The following is an 18,032-nucleotide window of genomic DNA, read 5'->3' on the forward strand; positions in this document are numbered from 1 at the left end:
GTGCTCATTAGAGGACCATCCCTTCTGCAGCCCTCTTCGGTAGGGTTGTGACCTCTCGGTCCCGGTGGGTGCATGGCCAGTAGTGCGAGCCGTTCGACGGCCAGCATGAGTTCCGCCAGCCCCGCCGGGCCGAGGCCGTCTGATCGGCTTCAGGGACACGCCCCGCAGAGGGCCGATTAATGAGCTCCCGGCAGACGACCTCACCACCACCGGGCAGGTGCTCCGTCGACGTCACAGGAGTACTTCTTTCGTGTTCATCGGATGGGACTGGGCGACCGAGACCCATGACGTCACCGTCATGGACGACGCCGGAAAACGCGTGGACCGGTGGGAGTTCGCCCACACCGAAGAGGGATTCGCCAGGACCCTGGCCCGGCTGGGGAAGCACGGAGCCCCGGCGGATCTGCCCGTGATGATCGAGACCAGCCGCGGCCTGGCCGTGGACCGGCTGCTGGTTGCCGGCCACCCGGTGGTGCCCGTGCATCCCAACGCCTTCCACGCCATGCGCCCGCGCTGGGGCGCCAGCAAGGCCAAGACCGACGCGGGCGACAGCATGAAACTCGCCGACTACCTGCGCACCGACGGCCACTTGCTGCCCCGGCTGGAGCCCACCGAGCAGGCCACCCTCGATCTGCAGGCCCTCACCCGGACCCGCGCCGACCACGTCGAGGCCCGCATCGCGGCGGTCAACCAGCTTGCCGCGCTGCTGGACATGCACTGGCCCGGAGGCAAGGCCGTGTTCGCCAACCTCGACAGCGACATCGCCATGGCCTTCCTGGAGCGCTACCCCACCCCGGCCTCCGCCGCGAGGCTTACCGCCGGACGCCTCGAAGCCTGGTGCAAGCGCCACGGCTACTCCGGCAGGAAGCCCGGAGGTGTCCTGATCGAACGCCTGCGGACGGCCCCGAAGGCGGCCTCCCGCCTCAGCGAGGCAGTCGTCGAGCAGCTGGTCCAGGTCCAGGTCCAGCTGGTGAAGGGCATCCGCACGACCATCCGCACGCTGGACAAGACCATCGCCGAGGCGGTCGAAACCCACACCTACGCGCCGCTGTTCGCGACGATGCCGCGCATCGGCAGGGTCAGCCTCGGCCAGATCATCGGTGAGATCGGCCCGCTCCTGGAACGCGCCCGCACCAGCGAGCAGCTCATCGCCGAGGCCGGGGTCGTCCCCGTGACCCGAGCGTCGGGCAAGTCCCGCACCGTCGCCTTCCGCTTCGCGACCAACCGCAGAGCCCGCGTCGCCCTGACCGCCTTCGCCGACAACAGCCGGCACGGCAGCGACTGGGCCGCGAAAATCTACAACGACGCCCGAGCCCGCCAGAAACGACACCCCCACGCCATCCGCATCCTGGCCCGCGCCTGGCTTCGCGTGATGTGGGCCTGCTGGCGCGACGGCACCTGCTACGACCCCGCCATCCACCAGGCCAACGGCAAGATCAACACGACCACCGACACTGCCTTGGCGGCATAGAGGTTGACTCAGGAAACTCATGCGTCCGCCTCCTCCGGTGCGGGGCGCCGGTAGTCGCCGGACTTCCCGCCCGACTTCGCCTCGACCCGGACGTCCGTGATCACCGCGCTCTTGTCGACCGCCTTGATCATGTCGATCACGGTGAGCGCGGCGACCGAGACCGCGGTCAGGGCCTCCATCTCGACCCCCGTACGGTCCGTCGTCTTCACGGTGGCCAGGATCTCCACCGCGTCGTCGGCGACGCTCAGGTCCACCTTCACGCCCGAGACGGCGAGCGGGTGGCAGAGCGGGATCAGGTCCGGGGTCCGCTTGGCCCCCATGATCCCGGCGATGCGCGCGGTGGCGAGGGCGTCCCCCTTGGGGACACCCTCGCCCCTGAGGAGCTCGACGACACGCGGTGACACCAGGACCCGGCCGCTGGCCCGGGCGACCCGTGTCGTGACGTCCTTCTCCGACACGTCGACCATGCGGGCCGCGCCCGCCTCGTCAATGTGCGTCAGCCTGTTCTGCGTACTCAACTCACTCCGCCTAGCGGTAGGGCGCCGGTTGCCCGTCCGTCCGCGCCGGGGCACGGATTGAGGGGCCCGGGGGGCTTCCCCCGGTAAGGCACAGCGCCAGACACCGTACCGCCACCGCGCGGAAGTCAGCGGAGGAGGATGACCTCGGTCTCCGTGCCGGGCTCGGCGGAGGTCACGTCCTCGGGCAGCACGATCAGCGCGTCCGCCTGGGCGAGGGCCGCGATCAGATGCGATCCGGCTCCGCCGACGGGCGTCACCGTGCCCGCCTCGGCGTCGTAGGTGCCGCGCAGGAACTGGCGCTTGCCGGACGGCGAGGAGAGCGCCCCGTCGGTGGCGAGCGTGGCCCGCACCGTGGGGCGGTGGACGTCGTCGAGGCCCATCAGCGTCAGGATCGCCGGACGGACGAACAGCTCGAAGGAGACGTACGAGGAGACCGGATTGCCCGGCAGCGCCAGCAGAGGCGTGTGGTCGGGTCCGATCGAACCGAATCCCTGCGGCTTGCCCGGCTGCATGGCGAGCTTACGGAAGTCGATGCCGCCGCCGGCCTCGTCCTCGTCGCCCACGGAGGACAGGGCCTCCTTGACCACGTCGTACGCGCCGACACTCACACCGCCCGTGGTGACGACGATGTCGGCGCGGATCAACTGGTCCTCGATCGTGGCCCGCAGCGTCTCGGCGTCGTCGGCGACCGCGGGCACCCGGTAGGCGATGGCACCCGCGTCCCGGGCGGCGGCGGTCAGCGCGAAGCTGTTCGAGTCGTAGATCCGGCCGGCGGTCAGCTCCTCGCCCGGCTGCGCCAGCTCGCTGCCGGTGGAGAGCACGACGACGCGCGGACGGGGCCGCACCCGCACCGTGGAGCGGCCGATCGCGGCGAGCAGCCCGATCTGCGGCGGTCCCACGACCGAACCCGCGCGCAGCGCCAGGTCGCCGGGGAGCACGTCGCTGCCCTTGGCCCGGACATGGGCGCGGGGCTTGACCGGCCGGTGGACGCGGACCTCGCCGCTCGCTCCCTCCGGGGCGGCGCTGTGGGCGCGCATGGAGGCGGCGGGACCACCCCCGGTGCCGCCGTCGGTCCACTCGACCGGGACGACCGCCTCGGCGCCCGCGGGCAGCGGCGCACCGGTCATGATGCGCGCGGCCTCGCCCGGACCCACCGACCGGCCGTCGGCCAGGCCCCCGTCACCCGCGGCGACGTCACCGATGACGGTGAGGACCGCGGGGAACTCCTCGCTGGCACCCTCGACATCGGAGATCCGGACGGCGTATCCGTCCATCGAGCTGTTGTCGAAGGGCGGCAGGGAGATCTCCACGACCACGTCCTCGACCAGGACACAGCCCTGGGCGTCGGGAAGCTGCAGCTCGATGGCTTCGAGCGGCTTCACCGCGGCGAGAATGTCGTCCAGGTGCTCGTCCACCGACCAGATCGTGCTGCTCAAGCTGTTACAACTCCTCGGTGACGTAACTGCGCAGCCAGGTCCGGAAGTCCGGGCCCAGGTCTTCACGTTCGCACGCGAGCCTGACAATGGCACGCAGATAGTCGCCACGGTCACCGGTGTCATAGCGACGGCCCTTGAAGACGACGCCGTGCACCGGGCCGCCGATCTTCTCGTCCTCGGCCAGCAGTTGGAGGGCGTCGGTGAGCTGGATCTCGCCGCCGCGGCCGGGCTCGGTCCGGCGCAGTATGCCGAAGACCGCGGGGTCCAGGACGTACCGGCCGATGACGGCGAGATTGCTGGGCGCATCGGACGGGTCGGGCTTCTCCACGAGGCCGGTGACCCGGACGACGTCGCCGTCGGTGGTCGCCTCGGTGGCCGCGCAGCCGTACATGTGGATCTGCGCGGGATCGACCTCCATCAGCGCGACGACGCTGCCGCCCTCGCGCTCCTGGATCTCGACCATGCGGGCGAGAAGGGGGTCACGCGGGTCGATCAGGTCGTCGCCGAGAAGGACGGCGAACGGCTGGTCACCGACGTGCGGCGCGGCGCACAGGACGGCGTGACCGAGGCCTCGCGGGTCCCCCTGGCGCACGTAGTGCATGGTGGCCAGGTCGCTGGACTCCTGGACCTTGGAGAGGCGTTCGGCGTCGCCCTTGCGGGTCAGCGCGGACTCCAGCTCGTAGTTCCGGTCGAAGTGGTCCTCGAGGGGGCGTTTGTTGCGACCGGTGATCATCAGTACGTCGGAGAGGCCTGCCCCGACCGCCTCCTCGACGACATACTGGATGGCGGGCTTGTCGACGACAGGCAGCATCTCTTTGGGAGTGGCCTTGGTGGCCGGCAGGAACCGGGTGCCGAGACCTGCAGCTGGAATGACAGCTTTGCTGATCCTGGGGCGCGACTGAGTCATGCGCAGCACTTTAACCGGTGCGTATGGGTGGAAGATGAGCGTCCGGTTAACTTCGTCCTCATACATCCACATAAGACGAGCTATGTGAGCACCCGTTGAACCATGACATGTCCCGAAAGGCACAGCTGCGGCGCGAACTGCTCGCCGCACGCGCGCTTCTCACCTCCGAGGACGTGCGGAACGCCGCTTCGGTTCTGGCGGCGGCCGCATCCGGTCTTGCGGAGCTGGCCGGCGCACGGACCGTGGCGGCCTACGTGTCCGTCGGGCGGGAGCCGGGGACCCGTGCCCTCCTGGACGCTCTGCACGCCAGGGGCGTACGCGTGCTGCTTCCGGTGCTCATGGCGGACAACGACCTGGACTGGGCCGTGTTCGACGGGGCGGAGCATCTCGTGCCCGCCGGCCGCGGGCTGCGGGAACCGGACGGAGCACGCCTCGGGCCGCACGCGGTCCTGGAAGCGGACGCGGTCCTGCTGCCGGGACTCGCCGTGGACGGGCGCGGGATGCGGCTGGGGCGCGGCGGAGGCAGTTACGACCGGGTACTGGCCCGCCTCGCGGAAGCCGGGGCCCACCCCGCCCTCGTCGTCCTGCTGTACGACGACGAGGTGGTCGCGCGGGTTCCCGAGGAACCGCACGACCACCCCGTGGATGCCGTGGTCACGCCGGCCGGAACGCGGCGCTTCCCGCGCGGACGCGGGACGGGGGACGCGGACCCGGCCGGTTCCTAGACGCCGGCGCCCGGGCGTTCCGGAACCGGAGCCTGCCCCGGACCCGGACCCGGACCCGGACCCGGACCCGGACCCGGACCCGGACCCGGACCCGGACCCGGACCCGCGGCGACGGTCACTCCGGCGGCCTTGCCGTGCTCGGCGGAGGGGCTCACGCCGCCGCCCCGGCGTACGGCCTGTCCTGCGGGCGCCGGGGCCGTGCGCGGGACCCGCAGGAGGACGAAGGCGAGCACGGCGGCCAGGAAGGTCAGCGCCGCGGCGACGACCAGACACAGGCGCATGCCGTCGAGGAAGGAGTCGCCGACGGCGGCCCACACCCGTCCGGCCTCCGCACCCAGCGGCACTCCGCCGGCGCCACCGAGACCGTCGGCCCGCACGGCCTCCACGACGTGGGCGCTCGTCGCACCCGTGACACCGGCGTCGGCGAGGTGACCCGGCAGCGCGTCAGCGGCGCGGCTGGTGAGCAGGGCCCCGAGGACAGCCGGGCCGAGGGCGCCGCCGACCTGCCGGAAGGCGTTGTTCCCGGCGGCGGCCATCCCCGCGAGCTGGTGCGGGACGGAACCGACGGCCGTCGCCGTCATGGGCGTGGTGACCAGGCCCATGCCGAGGCCGAGCAGGATCAGCCGCCAGGACAGGGACCCGAAGGACGTGTCGGCCTCCGCGCCCAGCAGGAACAGCAGCGAGGCCGTCACCATGAGCAGGCCGACGGTGATCATGCCGCGCGTGGAGAGCCGGTGCATGAGCCGGCCGGCCGGACCGCTGACGACCAGGGCCGCCCCGGTCACCAGCAGCATCCGCCAGGCCGCGTCGAGGGTGTCGAGGTGCTGCACCATCCCGAAGTACAGGCTCAGGACGAAGAAGAACCCGATCATGGCCATGAACATCACCATCGCGACGAGGGTGGTCGCGGCGAAGCCCGGGCTGCGGAACAGGGACAGGTCGAGCATGGGGCTCGCGGAACGGCGTTCGACGAGCACGAACAGGGCGCCGCTGGCCCCCGCCACGGCGAGCGCCGCCAGGACCTCCGTGTCGCCGAAGGAACCGGCGCCGCCCTCGATGACGCCGTAGACGAGCCCGGTGATCGCGAGAGCGGCGGTGATCTGGCCGGGCCAGTCGAGACGGCGCCCGTGCGGTGCGCGCGAGTCAGCGAGCATCCGTACGGCGATGACGAAGGCGATCAGCGCGACCGGGATGGGCGCCACGAAGATCCAGCGCCACTCGGTGCGGGACACGACCGTGCCGGCCAGGACCCCGCCGACGGCGAGCGCACCGAGCAGGCACATCGCCCAGATGCCGATGTACTTGCCGCGCTCCCGGAAGTCGGGCACCGCGTGGCTGATGAGGGCGAGGGTCGTCGGAAGGAGGGCGGCGGCGCCGAGGCCCGACAGCGCCTGGCCGATCCACACGACCTGCACGGTGCCGGCGCTCAGCGCGGTGGCCGCTCCGGCGGCCGTCAGCAGGAGACCGGCGAGGAAGACCTTCTTCCGGCCGTGGACGTCGCCGAACACCCCCGCCGTCAGGATGAACGCCGCCATGGGCAGGACGAACGCGTCCGAGACCCAGGAGAGTTCTGAGGTCGAGGCGCCCAGCGCCTGCTGGATCGCCGGGAGGCTCACCGACACCGTCGTCACCGGCAGGTAGGCGACGAACACCCCCAGGCAGGCCATGAGGATGGTGGCGCGCCGGTGGGAGACCTGCGGCGCGGGCGCCTGGCGACCGGACAGGGTGGCCTGGCCGGGCACGGCGGCCGGACTGCTGTGGGACACGTGGAAAGCTCCTTCTGAGCATGTGGCTGCGTGGACGGCCGCCCGGCGACTTCTTCGCGCCGAGCCGGACCGCCGGGACAGTGGTGTCCGCGTGGACGCGCGGGCACCACTGTCCCGACGGCCTCACCGCGCGCGCCTTGGGAGGCGTGCGCGATGGTCCGTCCGGTCGGAATCGGTCCGGTCGTCAGGACGACGGGCGGCCCCCGTGCGCCCCCGCGTCGCGGGGTGGGGAGAGCCGGCCCCGTGCGGCACGACGGACGGAGCGCCCGAGGGGCACTGCCGACGCGGCGTCCCCCTCGCCGGTCACGACGGCACCGGCCTTCGTCGCCCGGTCCGTGACCGATGACGGCCCGCGCGGCGGTCCGGCCGCACCTGATTCCTGGACCAGTCTCCGGCAGGGGGCGGCGAACCACCCCCCTGCCGCCGCCGCGGCGCACGAAACTGGCGTCGGAGGTCCGTCCGGGAGATATTCACTCCATGCCCGACGCCGTGGACACCCGAATCCTCCACTCGCTGCAGATCTCGCCCCGGGCGCCGTTCCGCTTGATCAGCGAGGTCGCGGGAGTCTCCGAGCAGACGGTGGCACGGCGCTTCCAGGCTCTGCGGCGCCGCGGTGTGGTGCGTGTGATGGGCCTGGTGAACCCGGCGGTCCACGGCCAGGCCACCTGGGTCGCACGCATCACGTGCCGCCCGGACCGGGTCGACGTGATCGCGGAGGCACTGACCCGCCGGCCCGACGTGTCCTACTCGCACCTCGCCTCCGGCGGTGCCGAGATCATCTGCACCCTCAACGCCCCGATCGCCGAGGACCGCGGCCCCGACCTGCTGCCCCGCCGTCTCCAGCGTTCCTCCGGAGTGCTCGGCGTCGACATGGCCCTGATGCTGCACTCCTTCTCGGCGCCCTGGGCGCACTGGACGGGCTTCGGGCCACCGCTGAGCGCGGAGGCGGTCGCGCTGCTGACCGCGCACGACCCGCGGTCCGAGCGCCGGCCCGAGGTCGCGCCGGTCCCGCCGAGGCAGGAGGACCTTCCGCTGCTGACCGCGCTCGCGGAGGACGGCCGCGCGAGCCACGCCCGGCTCGCCCAGCTCACCGGCTGGTCCACGAACCGGGTCGGCCGCCGCCTGGAGAATCTGGAGGCGGCCGGCACCCTCTACTACGACGTCGACCTGCTGTCCCAGCGCCTGGGCTGGACCCTCCAGGCCACCCTGTGGCTGCGCACGGCGCCCGCCCACCTCCATCAGGTGGGCTCAGCCCTGGTCCACCACCCGGAAGTCGCCTTCGCCGGCGCCCTCGCGGGCGAACACAACCTCATGGCCATCGTCATCTGCACCGGTCCGCAGGACTTCTACCGTTATCTGACGACGAGCCTCGCCGCGATCCCCGGGGTCGACGCCTACACCGTCAGCATCCGCGTACGCCACCTCAAGCAGGCGGCTTCCCTCGTCACCCAGGGGCGGCTGGTCCACTACCCGGGCACGGGGTGAGAGGCGCCCGCGCGACGACGGACGGCGACGGGCCGCCCACCACCAAGGGGGGTGGGCGGCCCGTCGCCGTCCGCTCGAACCGTCGTTGCCGCCCGGGCGGGCCTACTGGGGTTTCCTGAGCGTCAGGGTGTCGACCGTGGACCGCTCCACCGCGTCCGCCCCGAAGGACCAGTCGAGCAGTTCGCCGTCGACCCACTTGTCGGTCTGATCGGTGTAGTGCGCGCTGAACGCGTGCCCGGAGGCGCCGGTGAGGTTGATCCAGCGGGACTTGTCCCAGTCGCCCACGTTGACGACCATCCGCATCGACGGCACCCAGATGACCTCGTAGCCGCCCGCCGCGTTCCAGCCGGTGGCGTTCACCGCGGCCTCGCCGCCGCCGAGGTCCCAGGGACCCCGGTTGAGGGCCCGCTGCAGCAGGTCGGGACCGTCGGTGCCGAGCGTCTGGTTGCGCAGGGTCAGCCGGTGCAGCCGGCCCCAGCTCCAGGTGGTCATGTCCTTGCCCAGCTTCGCCGTCAGCTCCCAGCGCGCGTCCTCCATGGCGCGCGCGAAGAGCTCGTCGCGGCTGTCGATGGCCTCGTCGCGGCCCTTGGCCGGGGCCTTCCACCACGCGTTGTCCTGGTCGTCCAGGATGCTCTCGACCACCTCGTACCAGCGGTCACCGCCGTCCGGCTGCGCCGCGTCCGGGGCACGCTGTCCGCATTCGCGTACGAGCTTGTCCTGTTCGTCCACCGGCCCGGTGCCGGCGGCCGGCTCCACGTAGATGCAGTCGCCCTCGGCGCGCATCTCCTTGGGCAGCTTGTCGCCGAAGGCGAGCTTGAGGATGTTGCGCCAGACGCCGTTGAAGTACGCGGCGGCGGCCGAATCGGGCTCCTGGGTGTAGTCCCAGCCCTCCAGCAGCTTCTGGCCCTCGCGGACGTACTTGTCGGAGACCGCGATGTTCTTGAGCTTCGGCACCAGCTTCGCGGCGATCGCGCTCTGGTTGTCCATCTGCATCGTCTGCATGTCGTCGGTGGAGATCTTCTCGCCGCCGTCGATCTTCTTCTGGATCAGGTCGTTGATCCGCTGGCTGCGCGTGCCGTAGCCCCAGTCCTTGGTGAGCATGTGCTCGTAGCCCTCACCGATGACCGCCTGGTTGGCGGTGACGATGTAGCCGCGCTTGGGGTTGTACTCGTACGGCAGCTCGTCGAAGGGGATGGGGTCCTTCTCCCACCCGTACTTCGGGCTCCAGCCGGGGCTCGGCAGCGTGCCGTCGCCCTGCAGACGGACCGGGATCCTGCCGGGCGCCTGGTAGCCGATGTTGCCGTCGGTGTCGGCGTAGATGAGGTTCTGCGACGGCACCTCGAAGTGCGCGGCGGCCTTGCGGAAGCTCGTGAAGTCCTTGGCCCTGTTGAGCTCGAAGACCGCGTCCATCGACTTGCCGGGATCCAGGGCCGTCCACTTCAGGGCGACCGCGTACCCGTCCCCGCGGTCGGGGGCGGAGTTGGTGACGGGGGCCTTCTTGCCGACCCTCTCCAGCTCGCCGCTGCGGTCGGAGAGGAGAGGGCCGTTGTTGGTCTCCCGGACGGTGATCTTCCGGCTCCTGCCGCCCGCGACCTTGATGGTCTCCTCGCGGGTGACGAAGGGCTCGGTCTTCCCGTCGTACTGGTAGCCGTCGGCGGAGACCTTCTCCAGGAAGAGGTCGGTGACGTCGGCCCCGAGATTCGTGAAGCCCCAGGCGATGTCCTGGTTGTGGCCGATGACCACACCCGGCATCCCGGAGAACGTGTAACCGGCCGTGTCGTACCGGCAGGACGCCGAGACCTGACGGCAGTGCAGCCCCATCTGGTACCAGAGGGAGGGCAGCTGGGGCGCCAGGTGCGGGTCGTTGGCCAGCAGGGGCTTTCCGGTCGTGGTGTGCGTGCCGGAGACGACCCAGGAGTTGGACCCGATGCCGTTGCCGTTGGGCCCGAGCAGCGCCGGGATCTCGTCCAGGGTGTCGGAGAGCGCGGAGAGCTGGGTGTTCACGCCCTGGGTCGCGCCCTCGACGGTCTGCTCACCGATGCTGTCCGACGGTTCGGCGTCCGGGTCGAACGTGCCGGTGACCGGGGAGACCGCACCCTGGTCGACGATCGGCCTGTTCCTGTCGTACGGGTAGTCCGGGTAGAGGTCCTCGATCTGCTTCGCGCTGAGCCTGCTCGTCATCAGGGAGCGGTCGATCTCGTCCTGCATGTTGCCGCGCAGGTCCCAGGCCATCGCCTTGAGCCAGGCGACCGAGTCGACAGGGGTCCACTCGGTGGGCTCGTAGTCGTTCGTCAGACCGAGCGCCGCGTACTCGACGGAGATGTCCTTGCCGTCCTTGCCGTCCAGATACGCGTTCACCCCCTCCGCGTAAGCCTGGAGGTTCTTCTTGGTGTCCTCGTCCAGGACCGTGTCGTACTCCTCCTGCGCGACCTTGCGCCAGCCGAGCGTGCGCAGGAAGGAGTCGGTCTCGACCTGGCCCGAGCCGAACATCTCGGAGAGGCGTCCCGAGGTCATGTGACGGCGTACGTCCATCTCCCAGAAACGGTCCTGGGCCTGGACGAAGCCCTGGGCACGGAAGAGGTCGCTGTCGGTGTCCGCGTAGATCTGCGGAACCCCGTAGCTGTCACGTCTGACGTCGACGTCGCCGGAGAGACCCTTGAGGTCGATCGAACCGGTGGTCTGCGGGTACGAGGCCCGGACCGTGGAGACGGACCAGTACGCGCCGAACCCGACACCCGCGACAAGCGCCAGGACCAGGACGATCACGAACAGGCGGGCGCGTCGCCCCTTCTTCCTGCCGGTCTTCTTCGCATCGGAAGACCCGGAAGGGGCGGTTGTGTTGGCGGGCATCGCTGTCCTTCGAGGGGCAGGGTGGTCCTGGGAGTGCAGGAGCAACCATAGGCGCCCCGCAGAAGCCACTCGGACGCGGTATGGGGATGCATCCATTTGCGCACCGGTTCGCACGGACGCTCGAAGGCATCAAGGAAGCGTAAAAGATTAGGTAAGGTAACGAAGTACTGGCCGCCGGAGGTCGATCCGGACGGCGTACACAGGGAAGGAACGGACCCTGACTGTCCACGCGCTCAACGAACTTCTGCTCGTCTGCTCAGTCGTCCTGCTGGTCGCCGTGGCGGCCGTACGCATTTCGTCCCGCAGCGGGCTCCCCAGCCTGCTCCTGTACCTCGGCATCGGTATCGCCATGGGTCAGGACGGCATCTTCGACGTCAGGTTCGACAACGCCGAGCTGACCCAGGTGATCGGCTACGCCGCCCTGGTCGTCATCCTGGCCGAGGGCGGCCTGGGCACGAAGTGGAAAGAAGTGAGACCCGCTCTTCCGGCGGCGGCCGTCCTGTCGACCGTCGGCGTGGGCATCAGCGTGGGCGTCACCGCGAGCGCGGCGCACTATCTCGTCGGTCTCGACTGGCGGCAGGCCCTGATCGTCGGCGCCGTCGTGTCGTCCACCGACGCCGCAGCCGTCTTCTCGGTCCTGCGCAAGGTCCCGCTCCCCTCCCGGATCACCGGCGTCCTGGAGGCCGAGTCCGGCTTCAACGACGCCCCCGTGGTCATCCTGGTCGTGGCGTTCTCCGTCGCAGGCCCCGTGGAGCACTGGTACGTGCTGGTGGGCGAGATAGCCCTGGAGCTGGCCATCGGTGCGGCCGTCGGCCTTGCGGTGGGCTGGCTCGGGGCCTTCGGCCTCCGTCACGTCGCACTGCCCGCCTCCGGGCTCTACCCGATCGCCGTGATGGCCATCGCGGTGTCCGCGTACGCGGCCGGCGCCATGGTCCACGGAAGCGGCTTCCTCGCCGTCTATCTGGCCGCGATGGTCCTCGGCAACTCCAAGCTCCCGCACTGGCCCGCCACCCGGGGCTTCGCGGACGGGCTCGGCTGGATGGCACAGATCGGCATGTTCGTCCTGCTCGGTCTGCTGGTCACCCCGCACGACCTGATCGCCGACTTCTGGCCGGCCGTCGTCGTCGGGCTGGTGCTGACCGCCGTCGCGAGGCCGTTGTCGGTCTTCATCAGCCTCGCGCCGTTCCGGTTGCCGCACCGTGAGAAGGCCCTGATGTCCTGGGCCGGGCTGCGCGGTGCCGTGCCCATCATCCTGGCGACCATCCCGATGGTGTCCGGGATCGAGGGCAGTACCCGGGTCTTCAACATCGTCTTCGTGCTCGTCATCGTCTACACGCTGATCCAGGGGCCGACCCTGCCGTGGGTGGCCAAGGCCCTGAAGATCAGCGACGACCCGTCCGAGACGGCGGACCTCGGGATCGAGTCGGCGCCCCTGGAGCGACTGCGCGGCCACCTGCTGTCCGTCGCGGTCCCCGGCAGCTCCAGGATGCACGGCGTGGAGGTCGCGGAACTGCGCCTGCCCGCCGGGGCCGCCGTCACCCTCGTCGTGCGCGACGACAAGAGCTTCGTGCCCGCACCCTCGACCGTCCTGCGCCGCGGGGACGAACTGCTGGTCGTCGCGACCGATCCGGTGCGCGACGCGACGGAGGCACGGCTGCGGGCGGTCGGCGAGGGCGGCAAGCTGGCCGGCTGGCTGGGGACGGGCGGCGCCCCCCGGGCGAGCGGCCCCGGCCGCCCCGCGGACACTCCACACCTGGCGAGACTGGCCAAGAGGCTGGGCAAGGGCGGCGAGGACCGCCCGAGGGACGCGGCGGGCGACCGGCGGGCCCACCACTGACCTGTCCTCCGTCGCGGGGGCGGACCACCGCCCCGCGACGGAGGGCGGGCCCGCTGCTGTTCCGGAGCGACGGACGGGCCGCTGCTGACCTGGAGTGCAGGGGCGGCCCGGGGCGACAAGGGGGCATCTGCGCACAATCGCAGGTGTGCCGGGTTCAGGACCTGTAAGATGAAGGACCGGATCTCTTGATCCACTCGATGTGAACCTGATCGACCCTGATCGACCAACTCTGTCTGATGCAGAGCTGGCGCGACCGTATGGCGGTCGTGGCGTCCTTTCGCCTCTGGAGCGAGCGCCCGGCATCTACCGCAGTCCCGCGCGAAGAGGACAGCTCTCGGCAGCTCCCGCACGCCCTACGCACCCCGGTGCGAGGCGGCCCGGGCAGCACGGCCACCAGGCGGCAGAAAGGCATGGACCGTGGCGTCCACGGTCTCCGACCGCCCCGGTTACGGGCAGTTGCTGCGTACCCCGGGTGCGTGGACCTTCCTTCTTCCGGGCTTCGCCGCCCGGCAGCCCTTCGCGATGCTGACCATCGGCATCGTCCTCCTCGTCCAGCACACCACCGGCTCGTACGGCAGTGCGGGCGCCGTGGCCGCCGTCTCCGGCGTCTCCATGGCCCTGTTCGCGCCGCAGAGCGGCAGACTCGCCGACCGGTTCGGCCAGCGTGCCGTGCTGCTGCCCGGCGTCCTGGTCCACGCCGCCTCCGTCGGCGCCCTCACGGCGCTCGCCCTGGCGGACGCGCCCCTGTGGGCACTGTTCCTGGCGGCGATGCCCACCGGTGCCTCCATCCCGCAGATCGGACCGATGGTGCGGGCCAGGTGGGCGGCCCTGCTGGGCGCCGCCCCGGGGCGCCCCGCCTCGCCCCTGATGACCACGGCCGCCGCCTTCGAGTCCGTGACGGACGAGTTCACCTTCGTCGTCGGCCCGGTACTCGCCACGGCGCTCTGCACCGGCGTGCACCCGGCTGCCGGACTGGTGGCCGAGGCGGGGCTGACGCTCGTGGGCGGCGTGCTGTTCGCCGCCCGCCGCTCCACCGAGCCGGCCCCCCGGCCCGCGGCCACGGCATCGCAACCGCACCGCTCGGCACTCTCCGTGCCCGGCGTGCGGGTCCTGGCGATCACCTTCCTGGGCATCGGCGCCGTATTCGGCGGCATGCAGGTCTCCCTGACGGCGTTCTCCGAGGAGATCGGCAGGCCGGGCGCCAACGGGCTGCTGTACGGAGTCTTCGCGGCCGGCAATATGCTGGCCGGAATCGCCTGCGGAGCCATCGCCTGGAAGAGCAGTCCCCGCCGCCGTCTGGTCGTCGGGTACATCGCCCTGACCCTGACCGCGTCCGGACTCTGGGCCGTCCACTCCGTGCCGCTGCTGGCGGGGCTGGGGCTGCTGGTCGGGCTGTGCATCGCTCCCGCCCTGATCAGCGGGTACACCCTGGTCGACTCCCTGGTGCCCGCGTCCGCGAGGACCGAGGCCTTCACCTGGCTGACGGGATCGGTGGCTCTCGGCCAGGCCGCGGCCGTCACCGTGGCCGGACAGCTCGCCGACGCCCATGGCGCGAGCACCGGATTCGTGGTCCCGATGGCCGGCACGGCTCTGGCGCTCGCGACCCTGCTCGCCCTGCGTTCACGGCTGACACCCCGCCCCGCGGGACGCACGGTGGCACGTGGTATCGGTCACCGCGAGCCGGTCACGGTGGACTGATCGCTCGGAATACGTCACTATGGAACGTCGTTAGCACTCACTGAGTGAGAGTGCCAGGAGGAGCAAGTGCCGACTTACCAGTACCAGTGCACCGAGTGCGGCGAGGGCCTCGAAGCGGTGCAGAAGTTCACCGATGATGCCCTGACCGTGTGCCCGAACTGCGAGGGACGCCTCAAGAAGGTGTTCTCGGCCGTCGGCATCGTCTTCAAGGGATCCGGTTTCTACCGGAACGACAGCCGCGGCTCCTCGTCGAGCAGCACGCCGGCCACGTCGACCGCCAAGGCGTCGGACTCGTCCGCCGGTTCGTCCGCGTCGAAGTCGGAGTCGAAGTCGGAATCGAAGCCTGCCGCTTCGGCGTCGTCGGCATCCTCCTCGGCTTCCTCCACGTCGTCGAGCGGTACGTCGGCCGCCTGAGGCCCTTCCCGTACCCCACACGTTTCACCCGGACCCCACTGATCGACTCGGTGGGGTCCCGGTCGTGCGCGCCCGGATAGTGTGAACGCATGGTGAACGCAGCAACGGGTACAGCGGAAATCGGTGTCATCGGCGGATCGGGCTTCTACTCCTTCCTGGAGGACGTGACCGAGATCAAGGTGGACACCCCGTACGGGGCACCGAGCGACTCCGTCTTCCTCGGTGAGCTCGCCGGCCGCCGGGTGGCCTTCCTCCCGCGCCACGGCCGCGGCCACCACCTCCCGCCGCACCGGATCAACTACCGGGCCAACCTCTGGGCCCTGCGCTCCCTCGGCGTACGCCAGGTCCTCGCCCCGTGCGCCGTCGGCGGCCTTCGCCCCGAGTACGGTCCGGGCACCCTCCTCGTGCCGGACCAGATGGTCGACCGCACCAAGTCCCGCACACAGACCTTCTACGACGGTGAGCCCCGGGCCGACGGAACCGAGCCCAACGTGGTGCACCTCGGTTTCGCCGATCCGTACTGCCCCGAGGGCCGCAAGGCCGCCCTGGCCGCGGCACGCGGACGTGACTGGGAGGCGGTGGACGGCGGAACCCTGGTCGTCGTCGAGGGCCCCCGCTTCTCGACGCGCGCGGAGTCGCGCTGGCACGCGGCGATGGGCTGGTCGGTCGTCGGGATGACGGGGCACCCGGAGGCCGTGCTCGCCCGTGAACTGGAGCTCTGCTACACGACGCTGACCCTGGTGACGGACCTCGACGCGGGGGCCGAGGCCGGCGAGGGCGTCAGCCACGGGGAGGTCCTGGAGGTGTTCGCGGCCAACGTGGACCGGCTGAGGTCGGTGCTCTTCGACGCCGTGGCCGCGCTGCCCCCGAACAAGGGACGCGACTGCGTCTGCACCCACGCGCTGGACGGCATCGATCCGGGCATCGAACTGCCTTAGAGCTTGCCGGAGTATCAAGCCCGATACCGTGCCCTGTTCAAGGCATGTGGCAGGGACCTGGACATGAAGGTGCTGGCCGGTAAGCAACTGCTCGACAACTACGAGCGAGACGCCCGCGTCTTTCACGCACCCGACCGAGCTGCCGCGGTGCGCATGCACACCGCTCTCGTACGCCAGCAGCGCGCCCGTCGCACGGGCGCGAAATCCTGATGGCCGCCGAGGACGGTGGGCGTTCGACGTTGCGAGGAGTCATCTGGAGGACCGGGCCGGCTGGCACGCCCTGGTCGGCGACGCGCAAAGGACAAACACGGCCGGAGGCGCCGAGGCTCGCATCACTGCCCGGCCGATGCCGCTGCCGGAGCAGCCCGGACTGCGGGGGTCCGGTGAGGAACAGGTACGGGGCTGAGATGACATCACTCAGCGTCCAGGGTGCAGCCCATCCTCGGCTGCACCCTGGACGCATGTCTCGCCGCGGCTCGCCCGCATGAACCGGTGTCCCTCGCTCGTGTCCAGTGGCCGGCGGGGATTACTTGCGGATGCGCGTCACGTTGTGGCTGTTGACGTTGACCTCGTTGCGGACGTCCCCGACGTGGAAGTCGATCAGCCCGCACAGCAGGCAGCCCGGATTGTTGGCCGGGGGAGACGGGGCCTGGGACACGGTGACGGTGGTGGTGCCGTTCGAAGCGTCGCAACTGTCGTCGCCGTTGTAGGCGGCGGTGATGGTGTGGGTTCCGGTGGTCGTGAAACCGGTGGTCAGTGAGGAGCGTCCGTCTGCGGAGACGGGTGCGGTCGCCAGAAGGTCCGGGCCGTCGAAGAACGACACGCCGAGGCCGCCGCTCGGGTCCGAGCTGCAGGTCACCGTCGCGTCGAGGGTCACCAGCTGCCCGGTCGCGGCTGAGGAGGGCGTGGCCTGGACGGTGGTCGACGACGGATCGGCGGCTGCAGCCGACGGAGCGAGGGACAGCACTGTGGCCGCCGCTACGGCAACCACGAGTCCGACCTTACGTGCGAGACACGCTTTCACTGAGGGGCCTCCTCGGTCTGGCCGTCAGGCGGGTTCGCCTGACCGTTCGGAGCGTGACCTTAGGCCGGTTTTGATGGCATGTGCGGTAGGCGCGGGTCCCGGTGACCCCACCTGAGTCATCGGCTCGCTCGAATGCGCTGGAGTGAGCCGTGGAGCGGGCCGATGACGCCGATGCGACCAGCTAGATCGCGGGAGGTGCGACGCGCTGGTAGGCGAGCGAGTTGCTGGTGCCGCCCGACGTCGTGACGCTCACCAGCACCGAACCCGCCGGACCTGCCGGGGCGACCGCGATCGCAGTCGTGTCCGACACCACGGTGAAGGCCGCCGGTGCGGTGCCGAAGCGGACCGCGGATGTCGTGGTCAGCCCGGTGCCTGTCAGGGTCACTGCGGTGCCTGCGCCCGTGGGCCCCTGCGCGGGCGAGAGCGCGGTGAGAGCCGGCGCCGTCAGATAGGTGTAGATGACGGAGTTGCTGGTGCCGCCGGGACCGGTGACGGTGCACGCGACGGATCCGGTGCCTGGCGGTGTGACGGCGGTGATCTGGGTGGCGGAGTTGACTGTGTACGAGGTCGCCGGAGTGCCGCCGAACGTGACGGCGGTGGTCCCCGTCAGGCCGGTACCCGTGAGGACCACGCTGGTCCCGCCGGACGTCGGGCCCTGGTTCGGTGTGATCGCGCTGAGAGCCGGAGTGGGTGCGTAAGCGTAGGTGATCGTGTTGCTGAGGCCGCCGGGTGTGCGCACGGTGACGTTGACCGTTCCGGTTCCGGGCGGGACCGTCGCCGTGATCGTCGACGGTGTGTTGACCGTGTACGACAGGGCGGCCGCGGATCCGAACGTGACGGCGATGGCGCCGGTGAACTGGCTGCCGTTCAGGGTCACGGGATTGGTGCCCGCCGCCGGACCCGTGTTGGGTACGACCGAGGTGAGGACGGGAGGGGCCACGGTGACTCCAGGGAGTGTGGTCG

At 70.8% G+C, this 18,032-nt stretch carries 15 protein-coding genes; 8 read left to right on the forward strand and 7 right to left on the reverse strand.

Features of this window, described 5'->3' with window-relative positions; genetic code table 11:
• Window positions 1-250 precede the first annotated feature (250 nt).
• Window positions 251-1,471, forward strand: a complete 1,221-nt coding sequence (locus B9S57_RS23330) for an IS110 family transposase (RefSeq protein ID WP_103515515.1) — start codon at window positions 251-253, stop codon at window positions 1,469-1,471.
• Window positions 1,472-1,488: 17 nt separating this feature from the next.
• On the opposite strand, the gene moaC is transcribed toward B9S57_RS23330, so the two are convergent.
• The 3 genes from moaC to galU all read right to left on the reverse strand — a co-directional run bounded on the left by moaC (window position 1,489) and on the right by galU (window position 4,332).
• Window positions 1,489-1,989: a cyclic pyranopterin monophosphate synthase MoaC gene (gene moaC, locus B9S57_RS23335; protein WP_103517556.1), complete on the reverse strand. Its 501-nt coding sequence runs from the start codon at window positions 1,987-1,989 to the stop codon at window positions 1,489-1,491.
• Between the two features lie 125 nt (window positions 1,990-2,114).
• Window positions 2,115-3,425 carry a gephyrin-like molybdotransferase Glp gene (gene glp / locus B9S57_RS23340; RefSeq protein WP_103517557.1) on the reverse strand — a complete coding sequence of 437 codons (1,311 nt, stop codon included), beginning with the start codon at window positions 3,423-3,425 and terminating at the stop codon, window positions 2,115-2,117.
• A 4-nt stretch (window positions 3,426-3,429) separates the two neighbouring features.
• Window positions 3,430-4,332 carry a UTP--glucose-1-phosphate uridylyltransferase GalU gene (gene galU, locus B9S57_RS23345; RefSeq protein ID WP_103517597.1) on the reverse strand — a complete coding sequence of 301 codons (903 nt, stop codon included), beginning with the start codon at window positions 4,330-4,332 and terminating at the stop codon, window positions 3,430-3,432.
• Between the two features lie 107 nt (window positions 4,333-4,439).
• On the opposite strand from galU, the gene B9S57_RS23350 reads away from it, so the two are divergent.
• Window positions 4,440-5,057 (forward strand): 5-formyltetrahydrofolate cyclo-ligase, encoded by a 618-nt coding sequence (locus B9S57_RS23350; RefSeq protein WP_103517558.1) that lies wholly within the window; start codon window positions 4,440-4,442, stop codon window positions 5,055-5,057.
• Here the strand turns inward: B9S57_RS23350 and B9S57_RS23355 are convergent.
• A complete protein-coding gene (locus B9S57_RS23355; protein WP_103517598.1) occupies window positions 5,054-6,724 on the reverse strand; it encodes an MFS transporter in 1,671 nt (556 codons plus the stop codon). The two genes, B9S57_RS23350 and B9S57_RS23355, sit on opposite strands and share 4 nt — an antisense overlap.
• Window positions 6,725-7,300: 576 nt before the next feature.
• Between B9S57_RS23355 and B9S57_RS23360 the strand changes: the two genes are divergently transcribed.
• Entirely contained in the window at window positions 7,301-8,308 is a 1,008-nt protein-coding gene (locus B9S57_RS23360; protein WP_103517559.1) for an Lrp/AsnC family transcriptional regulator, read from the forward strand.
• Window positions 8,309-8,410: 102 nt separating this feature from the next.
• Here the strand turns inward: B9S57_RS23360 and B9S57_RS23365 are convergent, their stop codons facing one another.
• Window positions 8,411-11,158 (reverse strand): penicillin acylase family protein, encoded by a 2,748-nt coding sequence (locus tag B9S57_RS23365; RefSeq protein WP_103517560.1) that lies wholly within the window; start codon window positions 11,156-11,158, stop codon window positions 8,411-8,413.
• Window positions 11,159-11,435: 277 nt separating this feature from the next.
• On the opposite strand from B9S57_RS23365, the gene B9S57_RS23370 reads away from it, so the two are divergent.
• The 5 genes from B9S57_RS23370 to B9S57_RS34235 all read left to right on the forward strand — a co-directional run bounded on the left by B9S57_RS23370 (window position 11,436) and on the right by B9S57_RS34235 (window position 16,255).
• Entirely contained in the window at window positions 11,436-12,995 is a 1,560-nt protein-coding gene (locus B9S57_RS23370; protein ID WP_258036525.1) for a potassium/proton antiporter, read from the forward strand.
• Window positions 12,996-13,412: 417 nt separating this feature from the next.
• Window positions 13,413-14,693: an MFS transporter gene (locus tag B9S57_RS23375; RefSeq protein ID WP_103517562.1), complete on the forward strand. Its 1,281-nt coding sequence runs from the start codon at window positions 13,413-13,415 to the stop codon at window positions 14,691-14,693.
• A 66-nt stretch (window positions 14,694-14,759) separates the two neighbouring features.
• Entirely contained in the window at window positions 14,760-15,107 is a 348-nt protein-coding gene (locus B9S57_RS23380) for an FmdB family zinc ribbon protein (protein WP_103517563.1), read from the forward strand.
• Window positions 15,108-15,196: 89 nt separating this feature from the next.
• Complete coding sequence (locus B9S57_RS23385) at window positions 15,197-16,045, forward strand: S-methyl-5'-thioadenosine phosphorylase (protein ID WP_103517564.1); 849 nt, start codon at window positions 15,197-15,199, stop codon at window positions 16,043-16,045.
• Window positions 16,046-16,048: 3 nt separating this feature from the next.
• Window positions 16,049-16,255, forward strand: coding sequence for a hypothetical protein (locus tag B9S57_RS34235; RefSeq protein WP_146057795.1), 207 nt, complete (start codon window positions 16,049-16,051; stop codon window positions 16,253-16,255).
• 316 nt (window positions 16,256-16,571) lie between these two features.
• Here B9S57_RS34235 and B9S57_RS23390 read toward each other — a convergent pair whose 3' ends face one another.
• Both B9S57_RS23390 and B9S57_RS23395 read right to left on the reverse strand, forming a co-directional pair.
• Window positions 16,572-17,036 carry an Ig-like domain-containing protein gene (locus tag B9S57_RS23390; protein ID WP_258036526.1) on the reverse strand — a complete coding sequence of 155 codons (465 nt, stop codon included), beginning with the start codon at window positions 17,034-17,036 and terminating at the stop codon, window positions 16,572-16,574.
• A 214-nt stretch (window positions 17,037-17,250) separates the two neighbouring features.
• A complete protein-coding gene (locus B9S57_RS23395; protein ID WP_258036527.1) occupies window positions 17,251-18,009 on the reverse strand; it encodes an IPT/TIG domain-containing protein in 759 nt (252 codons plus the stop codon).
• Window positions 18,010-18,032 lie beyond the last annotated feature (23 nt).

Source organism: Streptomyces sp. SM10, from assembly GCF_002910915.1.
Classification (GTDB): Bacteria; Actinomycetota; Actinomycetes; order Streptomycetales; family Streptomycetaceae; genus Streptomyces.